Here is a 16,468-nt window from a genome sequence, read left to right on the forward strand (position 1 = left end):
AAGGGTGTCTAAATTGCTACAAGAGCACGCAAAGATTGTACAATTTGTTTTATTGGCCAATGAAGTCACTGGACGTAAAAAGTTTCAAAAAATGATTTATATTGCGAAGAAAATGAATTTCCCATTTGCTGAAAAGTACGAACTCCATATGTATGGACCTTATTCGGAAGAGTTAACGCTTCGCATTGAAGAGCTTTGTAAGATGGGTTTTTTAAATGAAGAGCTTGTAAATAAAGGGTCGTACGTTCAATACCAATACAATGTCACGAACGAAGGTGTTCAATTTTCGGAAACAAATGATCATATTCATGACCGTCTCGAGGGCTTTATTGATATGATGCAAGTTAAAAGTTCTCGTTTTCTTGAACTTGTGTCTACATTACTTTATTTCGACCATCTAGAAAAAGAAGAGCAGATAAAGAAGGTACATATTGTGAAAAACAAATTAAAGTTTACCGATGCGGAAATGGCAGAGGCATTTGAATTTATTGGACAATTAGAGTTACAAGTTAATATATAAAAAGCTGACCTTCACGGGTCAGCTTTTTTAAAATGATTATTTATCGCTAAAAAGTTTTCCTGCGACAGCATAATTGTTTTTAGACATTTCTTCTATGAAAACAGTAACATTTTCCACAGGTGCGCCAGTCGTTTCAGAGACGGCAGCTGTTACTTTTTCGCAAAGAGCACGTTTTTGTTCATCAGTACGTCCTTCGATCATTTTTACAGTTACATACGGCATTTATTTTCCCCTCCTCACTAATATCCAGTATACTATGGATAATAGCATATTTGGAGGGATTAACGGATGGAAAATGAAAAGAAACCACAGCCTAAGATGGGCTTTACGATTATAAAAGACGATCCAACGGACGGGCATAAAGGTTTCGGTATTGGGTCATTGTCTTTGGAGAACGTGTCACCAGTCGTTATTGACGTAGAAGACGAGGTTGCTACAATCGAAATTGGGGCAATGCATGCAAGAAGTACTTTGGAACGCGGCATTAAATTCACGATGGACCGTGAAGATTCCGAAGGCGGCAAACAGTATTGGCTTATTTGGGTAACGATAGATTATAAAGAAAACGGTCCTTATTATGCGGGCGTAACAGCGTGTGAAATGGTCGTGAATCGTGAAAAACGCCGAGGATATAAAAACTTTATTGAACATATGAACAAAATGGACAAATCCATTAAAAGAAATATTATGGTAGATGATATGGATGATACTTCTAAGCGTGTACTTACTGAGTTCTTAGTCGGTCATAATAAAGAATTATGGAATAATAGTAATTCGGCATTGCACGAATCTCTCAAGATTGATTAATTTAAGCTTCGTACGTATTTGCATAAAAAGACTTTAAAACTCTGCTTAATTGAGGATTAAACTTAGTTTGAAATATGTTTATTTCTGTAGAATTGATGTAGAGGTTGAATGTCTATCAAAAAGGAAGTACACTTAAAAACATAGCTTGCCAAGTAAGCTAGGACTACCGAAATGCCGTGTGCTTTTGATTATGAAGTCAGACAAACCCAAGCATGATTTCTTTTTTTAAAGCCACACAGAGTAGGTAAAAAAAGCTTCTCTCTCCCGTAAATGGGAAAGGGAAGCTTTTTTAATTTCACATCGGCATACTTTGTACTTGCTGCAGATGAATTTATTTCCGTACCGCTGATTTTACGTGCAAAATTAATGAAACCATAACCCGTACCTGTTAATCGAAGAATGAAAACGGGAATAAATTAAATCCTTTGTCGACATCTTTATCAGATTCGCGTAATTCTCTAAGGCTTTTATCAGTACAAAGTTTTTGAGGCATATCTTTTTCTTTTACATAAACGAGTCGCTGGCGTTCACATTCTGAAATTGCTAAACCGCCTGTCTCTACATCAACAATTACACCATTTACGCCATCTGGCGGAATAAAAGGTTCAGGGGGTATGCCGCTATGAATTGATTCCATGAATTCAATCCATATTTTCTTTGAAGCAGCTTTGTCCCTAGCATCTGTTATTTGTTCGCCTATATCGTAGCCAGTCCAAATACCAGCAGTAATTGAAGGAGAATAGCCAATTAAGTATTGATCAGAAACCGTCGTACCAGATTTAGCTGCATACGGTCTTGTTTGGTTCTGACGCATAGACAAGCCAGTTGAAGTTGAATAATCATTGAAAACAGGATCAAACATACCAGTTAAAAGATGTGTCATTATAAATGCATCTTGTTCAGAAATAACTTGTTTTAATTTCTTTATTTTCTTTTCGTAGATGGTTTTACCAGTTGTGTCTACAATAGAAATAATAGTTGTGGGCACTACTTCAGTTCCGCCTGATGCAAATCTGTTAAAAGCATTCGTCATTTCCAACAATGTAACATCTGATGTGCCAAGTGCAGTAGCTGGCGATGGCGGAATATTTGCTTGAATGCCAAGACGTTTGGCCATATTACTGTAATCTTTATATCCGATGTCTTCTAACGTTTTTACTGCAAAAATATTATCCGAAATGGCAATCGCTTGTGCCAATGAAATTGGATGATTGGCGAATTTACCGTTCACATTTTTCGGTTCATAAGTAGAGCGACCTTCATCGTAAGTGAAAATCGTTTTCTCAGCAGTTAAAAACGTTAATGGATTATAGCCATTTTCCAGTGCAGCTGTATAAAGTATTGGTTTTATTGCAGAACCGGGTTGCCGTTTAGCCTGTGTCGCACGATTAAAGGGACTTTCTGTATAATCAACACCACCCACGAGCGAAGTAATTCCCCCGGTATTTGGTTCAATTGACATAAAGCCAAGTTGTAACTCGTTTTCTGGCATCCATTTGGCGATTACTTCCTCCGCAGTTTGTTGATGATGTACATTAAGCGTTGTTTGTATAGACCAACCGCCTTCAGCAGGGTTGCGCCCTTTCTCAGTCAGTATTTTTTCAGCTTCTCGCCATACTTCGTCGAGGAAGTACGGGGCTACAAGTTTCGTGTCGACCCATTCACGTGTTTTCAAAACAATTTTTTCATCTTTTGCGCGATCAGCTTGTCTTTCAGTGACGACTCCTTGCGCGACCATCAAGGATAATACAAGTTCTTTGCGCGCTTTGGAGTTCTCCGGATTGTCGACAGGTGAATAAGCAGATGGACCTTTGGCAATCGCTGTGATGACGGCCGATTCCTCTAGAGTTAAATCAATTGCTGGCTTACCGAAATAAAACTTGCTTGCTGCTTCCACGCCGTACATACCATGACCAAAGTAAACAGTGTTCAAATAACCTTCTAGTATGGTATCTTTTTCATAAAATCTTTCCATTCTAAAAGCGTACAATGCCTCATTAACTTTACGTTTCCATGTTTTGGCATGTGTTAAATACAAATTACGTGCATATTGCTGTGTAATTGTACTAGCACCTTCCGCTTTACGTCGCGTTTTAATGTCTTTCAAAACGGCGCCTGCGATTCTTCTATAATCAAATCCATTATGTTTATAAAAGTTTCTATCTTCTGTTGCGATGACTGCATCTACAAGAAAAGGGGAAACCTTATCAAGAGAGACCCAATACCTTCGTTCGGCAGAGAACTTATCACCGATTTGTTTGCCGTCCTTATCTAAAAAAACGGAAGACTTTGGGACACTAAGCGATGGCGCACCGGTTATTTGAGCATACAGAAGTAGCGCGCCATATGAGGTCAGTGCAGCGGTAATAACTGTAATTGTAAGCAATAAGAAGCGCCGCCAAAACATTCTCTTTTTCTTCTTTTTTACAAAAGTTGTTCGCTGCATACCATCCCACCCCGTCCAAGTCGTTGTTTGTAGTATGCGACCGAAGACGGAAGATTAAACGGATTATATAATGATTTTTTCTATAAATGATAAGCTTTATTGAAATGTAGGGTAGAAGAAGGATATAATGAAAAGATATTTAGTTAATCCTGAGCAAGGTTAACTTTCTTGAAATTAGTACGTATTCACTTAAGTAGATATAATAGGGCGGTGAATGATGTGGATTCGATTGCGATTGACCAACCTGTACTCATCCAACTTCAGTCTTCAATCCAACATCCTGGACAAGATGTAGAGACACACAAACTGGAAGCGACAGGTACTTATATAGAGAAATCAGGAACATCTTACCTGAAATTCGTGGAAACAACAGATGGTCAGGAAATTAGAACGACTGTTAAAATGGGGGACAATGACGCACTTATTTTAAGAAAAGGCGCTTTGGATATGCGCTTACCATTTAATGTGGATAGTGAATTACCAGGTACTTATGGCAATGGACCTGCAAGTTTTAAATTACTGGTGAAAACTAAAAAACTGGCAATTAAAAAGGGACAACAAGGCCGTTTTAACGTAGTCTATGAATTACATGCCGAAGGTGCTTTATTAGGAACATACGAATTGACTATTACATATACGGAGGGAACAACATGAACGCAGTTGAACAAATACAAAATGACGTTAAGTTAGCGCTACATAAAGCAGTGGTAGAAGCAGATCTTATAGAGACGGCTGATATGCCAGATATCTACCTTGAAACATCTAAAAGTAAAGAGAACGGGGACTACGCAACGAATATTGCTATGCAATTAACTAAACTTGCTAAAAAGCCACCGCGTGCAATTGCTGAAGCGATTGTCCAACATATTGATAAAGCGAGTGCTTCAATTGAAAAAGTTGATATTGCAGGTCCTGGCTTTATTAACATCACGTTAAAGAAAGATTATTTACAAGAAATAGTGAAAATGGTTCTAAATCAAAACGCTGATTATGGTCGCTCAAATGCAGGTAAAGGCGAGAAAATTCAAGTTGAATTCGTATCTGCGAATCCGACGGGAGATCTCCATCTTGGACATGCACGAGGTGCATCTGTAGGGGATTCTCTTTGTAATGTGCTTGATTTAGCGGGGTATGATGTTTCAAGAGAATATTATATAAATGATGCTGGAAATCAAATAGAAAATTTAGCAATATCGGTTGAAGCTAGGTATTTTCAAGCGTTGGGTGAAGAAAGAGAAATGCCAGAAGACGGCTATCAAGGGAAAGACATTATTGAACTTGGTGAAAGCCTCGTTGAACAATTTGGGGATAAATATAAAAACGTACCGGACCAAGAGCGTTATGACTTTTTCCGTTCTTATGGCTTAGCTTACGAACTTAAAAAATTAAAAGTAGATTTAGAAGATTTCCGTGTTCAATTTGACAATTGGTTTTCTGAGTCTACTTTATACGGAAGCGGTAAAATCGAGTCGACGCTTGAAAAGTTAAGTGAAAATGGTCATATCTTTGAAGAAGACGGTGCTACTTGGTTCCGTTCAACAACATTTGGTGATGATAAAGACCGTGTGTTAATTAAAAAAGATGGTTCATTCACATATATCTTGCCTGATATTGCTTACCATGAGGACAAAATTCAACGTGGCTTCGATACACTCATTAATATATGGGGTGCGGATCACCACGGCTATATTCCACGTATGAAAGCAGCAATTGAAGCGCTTGGATACGGGAAAGACCGCCTTGAAGTAATTGTTTCGCAGATGGTTCATTTATTCAAAGACGGCGAGCGTATGATGATGAGTAAACGTACTGGAAAAGCTGTAACATTACGTGAACTTGTTGAGGAAGTAGGTCTAGATGCAGTTCGTTATTTCTTCGTAATGCGTTCTGGCGATGCACAAATGGATTTCGACTTGGATTTAGCTGTATCTAAATCGAACGAAAATCCAGTTTTCTATGCGCAATATGCACATGCACGTATATCATCTATTTTGAGACAGTCTGAGGAAATGAATTTCAATGCTTCTTTAGAAAATGTTGAACTGTTAATTGCGGAACGTGAAATTGATTTATTGAAAAAGATTGGTGATTTCCCGCAAGTAGTTGCTGATGCAGCTAGAACGCGTTCACCACATCGTGTTGCAACGTATATTCAAGAACTTGCTGCGACATTCCATTCATTCTACAATGCTGAAAAAGTGTTAGATTCTGATAATAAAGAATTGTCTGAAGCACGTTTGGCTTTAATTACTGCGACGCGTACAACAATTGCGAATGCCTTAAAACTTATTGGTGTATCTGCACCTGAAAGAATGTAGTTATTAGCTACCGTATGATTCAATGCGGTAGCTGTTTTTATAGATTTTGTAAGCAGGTAATCATGTCGGGCTTTACTGGCAATTAGTAAATAGAAGAAAGGAAGTTGACATAATATGAAAGATCTTATTTTTGATAAAATTGCAGGAAACAAAGAGGAATTAATTGATGTTAGACGTCATTTACATATGCATCCTGAATTATCCCATCAAGAAGTAGAAACACCAGAATTCATCGCTTCTTACTTAGAAAACCTTGGTATTGAAGTTAGGCGTGGTGTAGGTGGACGAGGTGTTGTGGGCAAAATTTATGGTGGAAAACCTGGTAAGACAATCGCTTTTCGAGCTGATTTTGATGCATTGCCAATTCAAGATGCAAAAGATGTACCTTATAAATCGACTGTTCCTGGCGTAATGCATGCTTGTGGTCATGATGGGCACACATCTTCGTTGCTGGGATTTGCGAAAGTGATGAATGGGGTGAAAGACCAACTTGAAGGGAATATCGTGCTTATCCATCAATTTGGTGAGGAGCAATCCCCTGGTGGCGCGCTTGGTATGATTGAGGATGGTTGTCTTGATGGGGTCGATTTCATTTACGGTGCGCATTTACAGTCAACATTTGATGCCGGCTTTGTTTACACACGCGAAGGTTATTTACAGGCATCTGAAGATTCATTTAAGATAGTTGTAAAAGGTTCAGGAACACATGGCGCGGAACCACATACTGGAATTGATCCGATTTTAGCTGGGAGTCATATCATGGTTGCGCTGCAATCTATTGTAAGTAGAAATGCAGATCCCTTAAAACAACTTGTCGTATCAGTTGGTAAATTCAACGCTGGTGATGCAGATAACGTCATCCCGGAAAAAGCTGAGATGACTGGTACGATACGTGTTTTTGATGAGGATTTACGTAAGTTAGCAGGACGTCGTCTTACGGAGATTGCAAAATCTGTCGGCGTGGCACTTGGCTGTGAAGTAGAAGTGGATATTGTAAGCGGTTATGATTCATTATGGAACCATACTGAACCAGTAGATGTTGTTCGACGTGCAGTTACGGAATCATTCGGCGAAGATGCATTTGTTGAAACGAAGCCAATTATGCCGGTTGAAGATTTCTCGTACTACTTGCAAAAAGTACCGGGTGCTTATTTCTTCATTGGTGCAAGATTATCTGATAAAGATAGAGTGTATCCACATCATCATGAGAAATTTGATTTTGATGAAAATGCGATGGAAATGACGACGAAAGTATTTGCTGCAACTTATTTAGAAGCGCAAAAATAAATAGTGTTAACTTTTAAGTAGTTTACCTTCTCGACAGTTGTGAACTTTGTAGTATACTGGAAAGTGAAGAAAAAACTACATACCAAACATAAAGGTCCCCCGCTTGAAAAAGTGGGGGTTAATAGGGAAGTCGGTTGAATGCCGACGCGGTCCCGCCACTGTATGTGTGAGCAAGTCGCTAATAGTCACTGGAGAAACTTTTCTGGGAAGATGCGATACGCTATGAACACGAGCCAGGAGACCTGCCTTTATGAATCACTTATGACCCTACGTGGATAGGATTTGTGAAAGTCAGCGCATTTTCATATGCAGATTTTTACACAACTTATTCCTCCGTAGTCATACGGGGGTTTTCGTTTGGCAAAAACAGGAGGAAAAACAATGAAAAATATGTGGAAGTTATGGCTAACGGCAGTTCTTGCTGTCTTTATGCTAGCGGCGTGTGGTTCTACAGCAGCACCAGAGAAACCAGCTACAGAAGATGCACCGAAAGAAGAAGTTGTAGATACACAAGAAGTTGAAGTTAATGACGAAGCGGCATTTCCGGTCACAATTACCGATGAAGTTGACAATGAAATTACGATTGAAAAAGCACCAGAATCAATCGTTTCATTAATGCCTAGTAATACAGAAATTTTATTTGCGCTTGGACTTGGTGATGCAGTAGTCGGTGTAAATGACTTTGACGACTATCCACCTGAAGTTGCTAAAATCGACAAAATCGGTGGTCAGGAATTTAACGTAGAAGCGATTGTTGCGAAAAATCCTGATATTGTCTTTGCGCATGGAATGAATATTGGCATGGGCGATGAAGGACTACAACAACTTCGCGACGCAGGAATTACAGTATTCGTTGTGAAAAATGCTATGAATTTTGAAGAAACGTATACGACAATTGAAACGATAGGTAAAGCAACAGGTAAGACAGCAGAAGCTGAAAAGATTGTTGAGGATATGAAAGCTAAAGTTGAAGAGGTAGTTGCTAAAACAGCAACAGCTGAAAAAGAAAAAACAGTTTTCGTTGAAACGTCTGATGTCCCTGATATTTATACACCTGGTACAGGAACTTTCATCCAAGAAATGTTTGATATGATTGGTGCTAAAAATATGGTCACTGACGAAGGTTGGATCAAGATAGATCCAGAAGCTATTGTAAAAGAAAATCCGGATGTAATTGTCGTTATATATGACGCGCCTGATATTATAGAAAGCATTAAAAAGCGTGATGGCTTTGATATCATTACTGCTGTTAAAGAAAATGCGGTTGTCCAAGTTGACTCAAATACAACTAGCCGTACAGGTCCCCGTCTTGCCGAAGGACTTGAAGAAGTAGCGAAAGCAATTTACCCTGAGGTTTTTGGTGAGTAAATCAAGCGTCGCCTACATTGTGTCGATTGCCACACTCGTTGGGGCAATCTGGCTCGGTGTAACAATCGGAACTGTTCAAATACCGATTAGCACGTTTTGGAATTCAGGTGTAGATGTGACGGCAACGAATATTTTATGGAAAATTCGGATGCCGCGTGTTGTGCTTGCTGGTCTTGTAGGTGCGTCACTTGCGATTTCTGGTGCAGCTTTTCAAGGGCTTTTAAAGAACCCACTTGCAGACCCATACACACTCGGAGTGTCATCCGGCGCCTCAGTCGGTGCCGTGATGACACTTTTTTTCGGTATTTCAATTCCAATTCTCGGCAACTACACATTACCTGTATTTAGTATGGTTGGTGCGGCGCTTACAATGTTCCTCGTTCTTGGGTTTGCGCGACTTGTTGATCGTGCAATGAAAATGGAAACCATAATATTAACTGGAATAATCTTCGGTTCTTTTTTAGGTTCTATTCTCTCACTCATGATTGCTTTGACAGGTGAAGAACTTCGACAAGTAATCGGTTGGTTGCTAGGCAGTGTTTCGATGCGTGGCTGGAATTACGTCACAATGATTTTACCATTTGTCATTATCGGTTCACTTATGCTGTGGTTTAATAGGCGCGAGTTAAACGTCATGTTATTCGGTGAAGAGCGTGCACAACATCTAGGTGTGAATGTAGGCAGACGTAAGTTTATGATTTTAATTGGAGGATCGATATTAACGGGTTCAGCAGTTGCTGTATCTGGTACAATCGGTTTTGTAGGACTCGTTATTCCTCATATGACAAGGCTTTTATGGGGCTCAGATCATCGTCATTTACTGACGCTATCCTTTTTAAACGGCGCGTCTCTTCTGATTATTTGTGATCTAGTCGCACGAACAATTATTTCTCCATCAGAGCTCCCAGTCGGTGTCATTACATCGTTTATAGGCGCACCTGTTTTCGCATTTATCTTTTACAGACAACGTAGAAAAGGGGCTATGTAGTTATGCTGCAAGTAAATGGATTAACTGGCGGGTACGGCAAGACGCCTATTGTGAAATCAGTGACATTCAATGTGAATAAAGGAGAAGTGCTCGGTATTCTAGGGCCGAACGGTAGTGGAAAGTCGACGCTCCTCAAATTAATTTCTGGAATCCTTTCTAAAGAAGAAGGGTCAGTGATAATTGAAGGGAAAGATTCATCTCTTTATTCACAAAAAGAATTTGCTAGAAAAGTAGCAGTGTTGCCCCAACTTCATGCACATGCTTTTTCTCACACTGTCATAGATACGGTATCACTCGGTAGATATCCATATCAATCGGGCTTTTTTTCTTCCTGGTCAGATGACGATGAACGAGCAGTTGTCGACGCTATGAAAAGCACTTCTGTTACCCGTTACGGTAAGCAAGCGATTGAACAATTATCAGGAGGAGAACAGCAGCGTGTATTTGTCGCGCAAGCACTGGCTCAAGAAGCGCCAATTCTTTTACTAGATGAACCAACAAATCACTTAGATATTGCACATCAGCAACAATTACTCGATACGATTCGTCAGCAAGCAGTTGATAGGGGACTTACCGTTGTTTCGGTTTTTCATGATATTAATCTAGCTTCTCTTTATTGTGACCGTCTTTTATTATTAGATAAAGGTGAAATTGCCCAAATTGGCACACCGCAACAAGTTGTTAGAGAGAGTTTTATTGATGGGGTTTACGGAGCGCGGGTAAAGACGCAAGCACATCCAGAACTACCTAAGCCACAAATTACTTTATTGTCGAATACAAATGAAATAGAGTTACCCAATACTGTTACTAAAGAAGATTTCCTAATAGCGGCAGAATATGTTTCGTTACGCACAAAAAAGCCACTTAAAACAATTTCATCGGCCGTTCATAATCCTGGAACAGCTTGGTATAGTAATTTTGTTAATCGTCATGTGACGGCTGATTATCATTGTAATGATGTTAAAGTAGAATTAGCGAGTTACCTAGAAAAGAATAATTTCCCATTAACGGATACAGTCGCTATGATGACAGCTGTTATGGCTGAGCATGTAGAAATCGAAGAATATAAAGATGAATTTGGTTCGATTTTAGTTGCTGTTACAGCTGGCGTGGGTAATGCCGTTGATGTATCACAAGCGTTAACGAGAGAAGTACGAATCGGTACGGTTAATACATGGGTTATTGTAAACGGTGAATTAACCGAGGAAGCATTCATTCAGGCGATGATTACGGCAACGGAAGCGAAAGTGAAGGCGTTCCAAACTGAAGAAGTGTTAGATCCGTTAACAGGAACAATTGCAACAGGTACGTCGACTGATAGCTTACTAATTGCCGCGACGCAGCAAGGACATATACATGAATATGCTGGACCGATTACGAGCGTAGGGAAACAAATTGGGCACGGCGTTTATGAATGTACAGTTCGTGCGATTAGAGCATATAAAAAAGCAAAAGGGTGGACGACGTGATTCCAGCTCATTTTATCGCAGTATTAATCGGCTTCATTCTTGATAGAATTATCGGAGATCCGCCGAATTGGCCACATCCAGTAAGGTGGATAGGTACATTTATTTCAAAAATGACAACTGTTCTAAATAAAGGACAACATCGTTTTATTAAAGGATCATTATTATGTGTTATAACTGTTGGTTTCGTATTTTTTATCGTTCTATTGCTTACGCTTTTTTCATATTCGGTTCACCTATATGTTGGTATTGCAATGGAAAGTATCCTCATAGCAATCGGCCTTGCCCAAAAAAGTTTAAAGGATGCTGCGTTAGCGGTTTATGAACCACTTGTCGCTGGTGATATAAGTGAAGCTAAAACGAAGTTATCATGGATCGTAGGTCGTGATACGGATAAATTAGGTGAAAGCGAGATTGTGCGTGGTGTAGTTGAAACTGTTTCAGAAAATACAGCAGACGGCGTCACTTCTCCGTTGTTTTGGGCTATTTTATTTGGAGCGCCGGGATTATGGGTGTATAAAGCGGTTAACACGCTTGATTCAATGGTCGGCTATAAAGATGAACGCTTTGAACAGTTCGGCAAGTTTTCGGCGCGAACGGATGATGTTTTAAACTTTATTCCAGCACGGCTAACGGGCTTTATAATCTTATTATTTACACGGAATCAAAGCGGCATATCACTCGCAAAACGTTTTGCTGGTTGGCGAACAGATGCATTGCGACATCAAAGTCCAAACAGTGGTTATTTAGAGGCGGCAACAGCCTGGCAACAAGGTATAACACTGGGTGGGGAAAGTACATATCGGGGGAAATTAAGCAATCGCGCAACAATGGGACCTGGTATCGTTCCTTTAAAAGCGGCGCATATTAAATCCTCTATTAAAGAAATGCATACGGCATCAGTATTATTTTTAATATTTTTTATCATGATTGGAGTGCTGCTCAATGCAATTGCCTAAGCATGGTGCAAATCCGCAAACCGTTTATACAAAACTAGGACTGCAGGCTCCGATGCGCGTAATCGATTTTAGTGAAAATGTAAATCCAGCAGGACCTCCTGAAATTGTGATGGAGAAGTGGCAAAATCTCTTTTCAAAATTAACAGCGTACCCAGATCCTAATGGAGAACCATTCACTACTGCGGTTGCGAAATATCATGGAATAGAAAAGTCATATGTCTTTGTGGGAAATGGTGCAACTGAACTTCTCTCTTTAATTGCGGAACGCTACAGAGGACAAAGGGCAATTGTTGTTCATCCTACATTTTCTGAATATGAAGCGACTTTGTTAATTAAAAATGTGGAAATTGCACGTATTTTAACAACGGCGTCCACTGATTTTAAGTTACCAATTCAACAGATAAAAGAAGCGATGGAATCCGCTTCAGTCCTATATTTATGTACGCCGAATAATCCAACAGGCGTTATGCCAGCAAAAAGTGATTTAATCGAATTAATTAGACATGGTCGAGAAGTAGATTGTGAAATTGTATTAGACGAAGCGTTCATCGATTTCATTGACGAGTCACGGTCTTTTATAGGCGAATTAATCAATTACTCACATGTCATCGTCGTTCGTTCAATGACGAAAATGTATGCGATACCTGGAATTCGACTTGGTTATGTCGTAGCTCATTCGGAGGTCATTCATTCGATTAAGGCATTTGCTCCGCATTGGAATGTCAATGGCATTGCAGTAGAAATTGGGGTGCTTTGCTTACAAGAAATTGATTATCAAAAGAGAGCGATTAAGCAAAGCGTTGGGGAAGTTGAAAAAATTAAATCTTTTTTTGAAAATCTTGGTTGGCAATATACAGAAGCATCTGCGAATTTTATTTCTTTTACACCGGGAAACAGGCAAGATACAAGGAAGCTATACGAAGACATGTTAGCAAAAGGAATTGTCCTTAGACATACTGAAAACTTTGTCGGCATGGACGGAAATTGGTTGCGTATCGGAATGAAAAGCCGAGAAGATATGAATTTCTTGAAAAAGGAGTTGTCGAAGTGGTTCGTGGACAATTAACTTTTATTAGCGGCGGCGTAAGAAGTGGGAAAAGCGCTTATGCAGAACAATATCTAATCCAAGAATCACATAAGTATAGAGGGCGACTTGTTTATATCGCTTCTGGAACTAAAACCGATGCAGAAATGAAAAACCGCATAAAAAAGCACCAACAAGACCGTGCTGAAATGAATTGGTTAACAATAGAACAACCCGTGAAATTGGAAGAAGTTCTTCCCTTAATTGAAAAAGGAGATTTTGTCCTTTGGGATTGTGTAACAACTTGGCTTGCCAATGAATTATATGATGGCATTGACGTAGGTAAACCATGCATTGAACAGCCATCTTGTATGAAACAAAAGGAAAGGGAATTGTATAAGACAATTGATCACATATTGGCTAAGGTTCAGCATTTTGTCATTGTTTCAAATGAAGTATTCGATGAGTTACCGTCAACCTATGAGGAAGTCGAAATCTATAGTAAATGGCTTGGTAGCATTCACCAGAAGATTGTTGGAAAAGCTGATAGAGCGATTGAGATGGAGTCGGGTTATGCAAAAGTTTGGAAAGGGGAGGAAGCAAATTGAATGGTCTTATCGTGTTAGGAACGGCGTCTGACTCAGGAAAAACCATGATTTGCACAGCGTTTTGCCGTTTGTTGGCAAATGAAGGCGTCCGTGTTACCCCATTCAAATCTCAAAATATGTCAAGGTTTTCTGCTGTAACTAAAAAAGGAGAAGAAATGAGTCGTGCTCAATTTATCCAAGCGATCGCAGCTAGGACAACGCCTTCCAGTAATATGAATCCAATACTATTGAAACCAGTGGCAGAGATGAGCTCAGAAGTATACTTTTTTGGAGAAAAGCTCGGGGCTATTCCAGGAATGTCATATCGAGAAGTATTTTTTAATAAAGGTATCGAAGCGATTAAGTTAGCGTTAGGAAAACTAGCCGAATCATATGACACTGTCATTATTGAAGGGGCAGGTAGTCCAGCTGAAGTGAATTTAAATGAAAGAGAAATTGTGAATATGCGTGTCGCTGATATCGCGGATGTACCTGCGCTGTTAGTAGCAGATATCGACCGGGGTGGTGCGTTTGCGTCAATAGTAGGGACATTACAATTGCTATCGCCGCAACATCGTGCGCGAGTAAAAGGAATCATTATTAATAAATTTCACGGAGAAGTCTCTTTATTTTCAGAAGGTGTTAATTTCATAGAGACTTATACTGGAATTCCGGTTGTTGGCGTTATTCCTTTTAAAAACGACCACGGGATTGAGGAGGAAGATGTGGAACGCCCCTTATTGAAAGCTCCTGAAGGCGTTGATGTCTATGATTCATGGGCAGAACATGTGAATCAGCATCTCGATTGGAAGCTAGTTAAAGAAATTCTAGTTGGGGGGATTACGTGAAAGGGCTCTTACTCGCTATTCAATTTTTCACTATCATTCCTATCCATAAAGAATTGCCTATTGGTCGAAAAGAAGTAACGACAATGTATGTGTCGCTTCCTTTCGTCGGGGCGGCAATTGGACTCCTCATGTACGCCGTGTCGTTGTTCATGCTGAATATTTTACAGACGGGTACGCTGTTGGCTGCTGTTTTTATTACATTAACAAGTATTGTTTTGACGGGCGGTCTCCATTTAGATGGGTGGGCAGATACGAGTGATGCTTATTTTTCTTATAGAGACCGCCAAAAGAGATTAGAAATATTAGATGACCCAAGACTTGGCGCATTTGGGACGATGGCACTTGTTTTAATAATTATTGTTAAAACCGCTTTATTTAATGAAATCTTAATGCGCGGATATGGCAACTATATTCCTTTTATTATAATCCCGTTTTTAGTAAGGATTACATTGAATTTGTATTTTACAACGACGCGAGCAGCGAAAGAGAATGGAATCGCACACTTTTTCAAGGAGAAAATGGAAACCAAATTGGTTTTTTACATATCCCTAATTAGTGGATTATTTGTATTGCTCGGTGTCGGATTTCTCACAGGTAATTCTATTTTGCCGGTCATTTTATTAGGAGCAATTACAGTTATTCTGCTCTTGTATCGAAATTGGTCTATTAACCATTTCGGTGGAATATCCGGAGACTTATCTGGTGCCCTCATTGAAGGACTGGAGGCTGTATTATGGTTCATCGTGTTAGTATTTTGGTAATGCGTCATTTACCTACGGCAGGAAATCAAAAAAAACAGTATATCGGCTGGACAGATGAACCAATTATAGAAGTGGATCATGAAAAGTGGCATATCCCTTGGTACCCTAACAAAGTATTTGGCAGCGATTTACTTCGAGCCAAACAAAGCGCAGAAATCTATTTTCCAAATGCGGAATACAAAAGTGATCCTCGCTTCCGTGAAAGTAATTTTGGTAAGTGGGAAGGTAAAACCTATTTGACGTTGAAAAAGGATAAGATGTACCGAGCTTGGATTGACGATCCTTTTGCGAATAAACCGCCTGCTGGCGAGCATATAGAGGAAATAAAATCTCGCGTGCTTGCCGCATTTGCACAGTTACCTGTTGGCAAAGAGGATACATTCTTAGTCATACACGGTGGACCAATTCGAATTTTGTTAACACAATTTTCCCCTGAAGAAAAACCATTTTGGTCATGGATAATCCCACACGGATCTGCTTGGCGTTTCGAATGGGCATCTGTCCAGGATTGGAAGGAGGGGAAACAGTGCGAATCTATTTCGGAGGTGCCCATAACGGCAAACGACAATATGTAAGGAGTTTATTGGAAAGCCAAGGGCAATTACATGTACAATGGATTGAATGCGAGCTACCGCCACCTGGAAAAAATCCAGTTGTCGTAGCAGGAATAGAAAACTGGCTCGCTGAAACTGATTTATCAGAAGAAGATGCAATTGCTAGTATAGTAGAGCATATTGCAAACCGAGATATAATTTTTATTTTAACCGAAATTGGAAGAGGCATTGTACCAGTAGACGCGAAGCAAAGAAACCTGCGAGACGTATGCGGTCGCCTGAATCAAAAGCTGTTTGCAGAAGCAGACGAAGTAACACGTATTTGGTATGGCATTGGGCAAAGGATTAAGCCTTATAAGTAATTTTTTACACCATTTCAGGATTGGAGCGGAAGGCGACGACTCCGGCGGGATTAGCGAGACAGTTGAGACCCTGGAAGGAGCGCAGCGACTGAAGCGGCCGGGAAAGATTGGACTGTATCTTTCCGCTCGCCCCGCGGAAAGCGTTCGCCTGTAGCGCAAATCCGGCAGCACTC

The 16,468-nt window shown here is 39.9% G+C and carries 17 protein-coding genes and 1 riboswitch; of the genes, 15 read left to right on the top strand and 2 right to left on the bottom strand.

Annotated features, from left to right (window positions below; translation table 11 throughout):
* The first annotated feature begins 13 nt into the window (after positions 1-13).
* On the top strand, positions 14-520 hold the full coding sequence (locus AC3RV6_RS01870; protein WP_489749162.1) for a YwgA family protein: 507 nt from the start codon (positions 14-16) through the stop codon (positions 518-520).
* A 36-nt stretch (positions 521-556) separates the two neighbouring features.
* Here the strand turns inward: AC3RV6_RS01870 and thmT are convergent, their stop codons facing one another.
* A complete protein-coding gene (gene thmT / locus AC3RV6_RS01875) occupies positions 557-742 on the bottom strand; it encodes a 2-hydroxymuconate tautomerase (RefSeq protein ID WP_489747782.1) in 186 nt (61 codons plus the stop codon).
* 66 nt (positions 743-808) lie between these two features.
* Between thmT and AC3RV6_RS01880 the strand changes: the two genes are divergently transcribed.
* Positions 809-1,327 (top strand): YwhD family protein, encoded by a 519-nt coding sequence (locus AC3RV6_RS01880; RefSeq protein ID WP_489747783.1) that lies wholly within the window; start codon positions 809-811, stop codon positions 1,325-1,327.
* Positions 1,328-1,715: 388 nt separating this feature from the next.
* On the opposite strand, the gene AC3RV6_RS01885 is transcribed toward AC3RV6_RS01880, so the two are convergent.
* Positions 1,716-3,773 carry a transglycosylase domain-containing protein gene (locus tag AC3RV6_RS01885; RefSeq protein WP_489747784.1) on the bottom strand — a complete coding sequence of 686 codons (2,058 nt, stop codon included), beginning with the start codon at positions 3,771-3,773 and terminating at the stop codon, positions 1,716-1,718.
* Between the two features lie 168 nt (positions 3,774-3,941).
* Between AC3RV6_RS01885 and AC3RV6_RS01890 the strand changes: the two genes are divergently transcribed.
* From AC3RV6_RS01890 to AC3RV6_RS01950, 13 genes are all read left to right on the top strand, one after another.
* Positions 3,942-4,427 carry a YwiB family protein gene (locus tag AC3RV6_RS01890; protein WP_489747785.1) on the top strand — a complete coding sequence of 162 codons (486 nt, stop codon included), beginning with the start codon at positions 3,942-3,944 and terminating at the stop codon, positions 4,425-4,427.
* On the top strand, positions 4,424-6,091 hold the full coding sequence (gene argS / locus AC3RV6_RS01895) for an arginine--tRNA ligase (protein ID WP_489747786.1): 1,668 nt from the start codon (positions 4,424-4,426) through the stop codon (positions 6,089-6,091). The genes AC3RV6_RS01890 and argS overlap by 4 nt, the downstream gene beginning before the upstream one ends.
* 114 nt (positions 6,092-6,205) lie before the next feature.
* Positions 6,206-7,378: a M20 metallopeptidase family protein gene (locus AC3RV6_RS01900; RefSeq protein ID WP_489747787.1), complete on the top strand. Its 1,173-nt coding sequence runs from the start codon at positions 6,206-6,208 to the stop codon at positions 7,376-7,378.
* 75 nt (positions 7,379-7,453) lie between these two features.
* A riboswitch (cobalamin riboswitch) is annotated at positions 7,454-7,642 on the top strand.
* Positions 7,643-7,759: 117 nt separating this feature from the next.
* Positions 7,760-8,746, top strand: a complete 987-nt coding sequence (locus AC3RV6_RS01905) for an ABC transporter substrate-binding protein (protein WP_489747788.1) — start codon at positions 7,760-7,762, stop codon at positions 8,744-8,746.
* On the top strand, positions 8,739-9,734 hold the full coding sequence (locus AC3RV6_RS01910) for a FecCD family ABC transporter permease (RefSeq protein WP_489747789.1): 996 nt from the start codon (positions 8,739-8,741) through the stop codon (positions 9,732-9,734). Before AC3RV6_RS01905 ends, AC3RV6_RS01910 begins: the two co-directional genes overlap by 8 nt.
* Before the next feature lie 2 nt (positions 9,735-9,736).
* Entirely contained in the window at positions 9,737-11,203 is a 1,467-nt protein-coding gene (locus AC3RV6_RS01915) for an adenosylcobinamide amidohydrolase (protein ID WP_489747790.1), read from the top strand.
* The gene (gene cbiB / locus AC3RV6_RS01920; RefSeq protein WP_489749163.1) at positions 11,203-12,159 is read left to right on the top strand and encodes an adenosylcobinamide-phosphate synthase CbiB; all 957 of its coding nucleotides are present in this window, start codon (positions 11,203-11,205) and stop codon (positions 12,157-12,159) included. The genes AC3RV6_RS01915 and cbiB overlap by 1 nt, the downstream gene beginning before the upstream one ends.
* Complete coding sequence (locus AC3RV6_RS01925; RefSeq protein WP_489747791.1) at positions 12,146-13,225, top strand: pyridoxal phosphate-dependent aminotransferase; 1,080 nt, start codon at positions 12,146-12,148, stop codon at positions 13,223-13,225. The genes cbiB and AC3RV6_RS01925 overlap by 14 nt, the downstream gene beginning before the upstream one ends.
* On the top strand, positions 13,207-13,791 hold the full coding sequence (locus AC3RV6_RS01930) for a bifunctional adenosylcobinamide kinase/adenosylcobinamide-phosphate guanylyltransferase (RefSeq protein ID WP_489747792.1): 585 nt from the start codon (positions 13,207-13,209) through the stop codon (positions 13,789-13,791). The genes AC3RV6_RS01925 and AC3RV6_RS01930 overlap by 19 nt, the downstream gene beginning before the upstream one ends.
* On the top strand, positions 13,788-14,618 hold the full coding sequence (locus tag AC3RV6_RS01935) for a cobyric acid synthase (protein WP_489747793.1): 831 nt from the start codon (positions 13,788-13,790) through the stop codon (positions 14,616-14,618). Before AC3RV6_RS01930 ends, AC3RV6_RS01935 begins: the two co-directional genes overlap by 4 nt.
* Positions 14,615-15,379, top strand: coding sequence for an adenosylcobinamide-GDP ribazoletransferase (gene cobS / locus AC3RV6_RS01940; protein WP_489747794.1), 765 nt, complete (start codon positions 14,615-14,617; stop codon positions 15,377-15,379). Before AC3RV6_RS01935 ends, cobS begins: the two co-directional genes overlap by 4 nt.
* Positions 15,352-15,954, top strand: a complete 603-nt coding sequence (locus tag AC3RV6_RS01945) for a histidine phosphatase family protein (protein WP_489747795.1) — start codon at positions 15,352-15,354, stop codon at positions 15,952-15,954. Before cobS ends, AC3RV6_RS01945 begins: the two co-directional genes overlap by 28 nt.
* The gene (locus AC3RV6_RS01950) at positions 15,906-16,295 is read left to right on the top strand and encodes a bifunctional adenosylcobinamide kinase/adenosylcobinamide-phosphate guanylyltransferase (protein ID WP_489747796.1); all 390 of its coding nucleotides are present in this window, start codon (positions 15,906-15,908) and stop codon (positions 16,293-16,295) included. Before AC3RV6_RS01945 ends, AC3RV6_RS01950 begins: the two co-directional genes overlap by 49 nt.
* Positions 16,296-16,468: the final 173 nt, after the last annotated feature.

It is taken from the genome of Sporosarcina sp. So3-204, assembly GCF_058068165.1.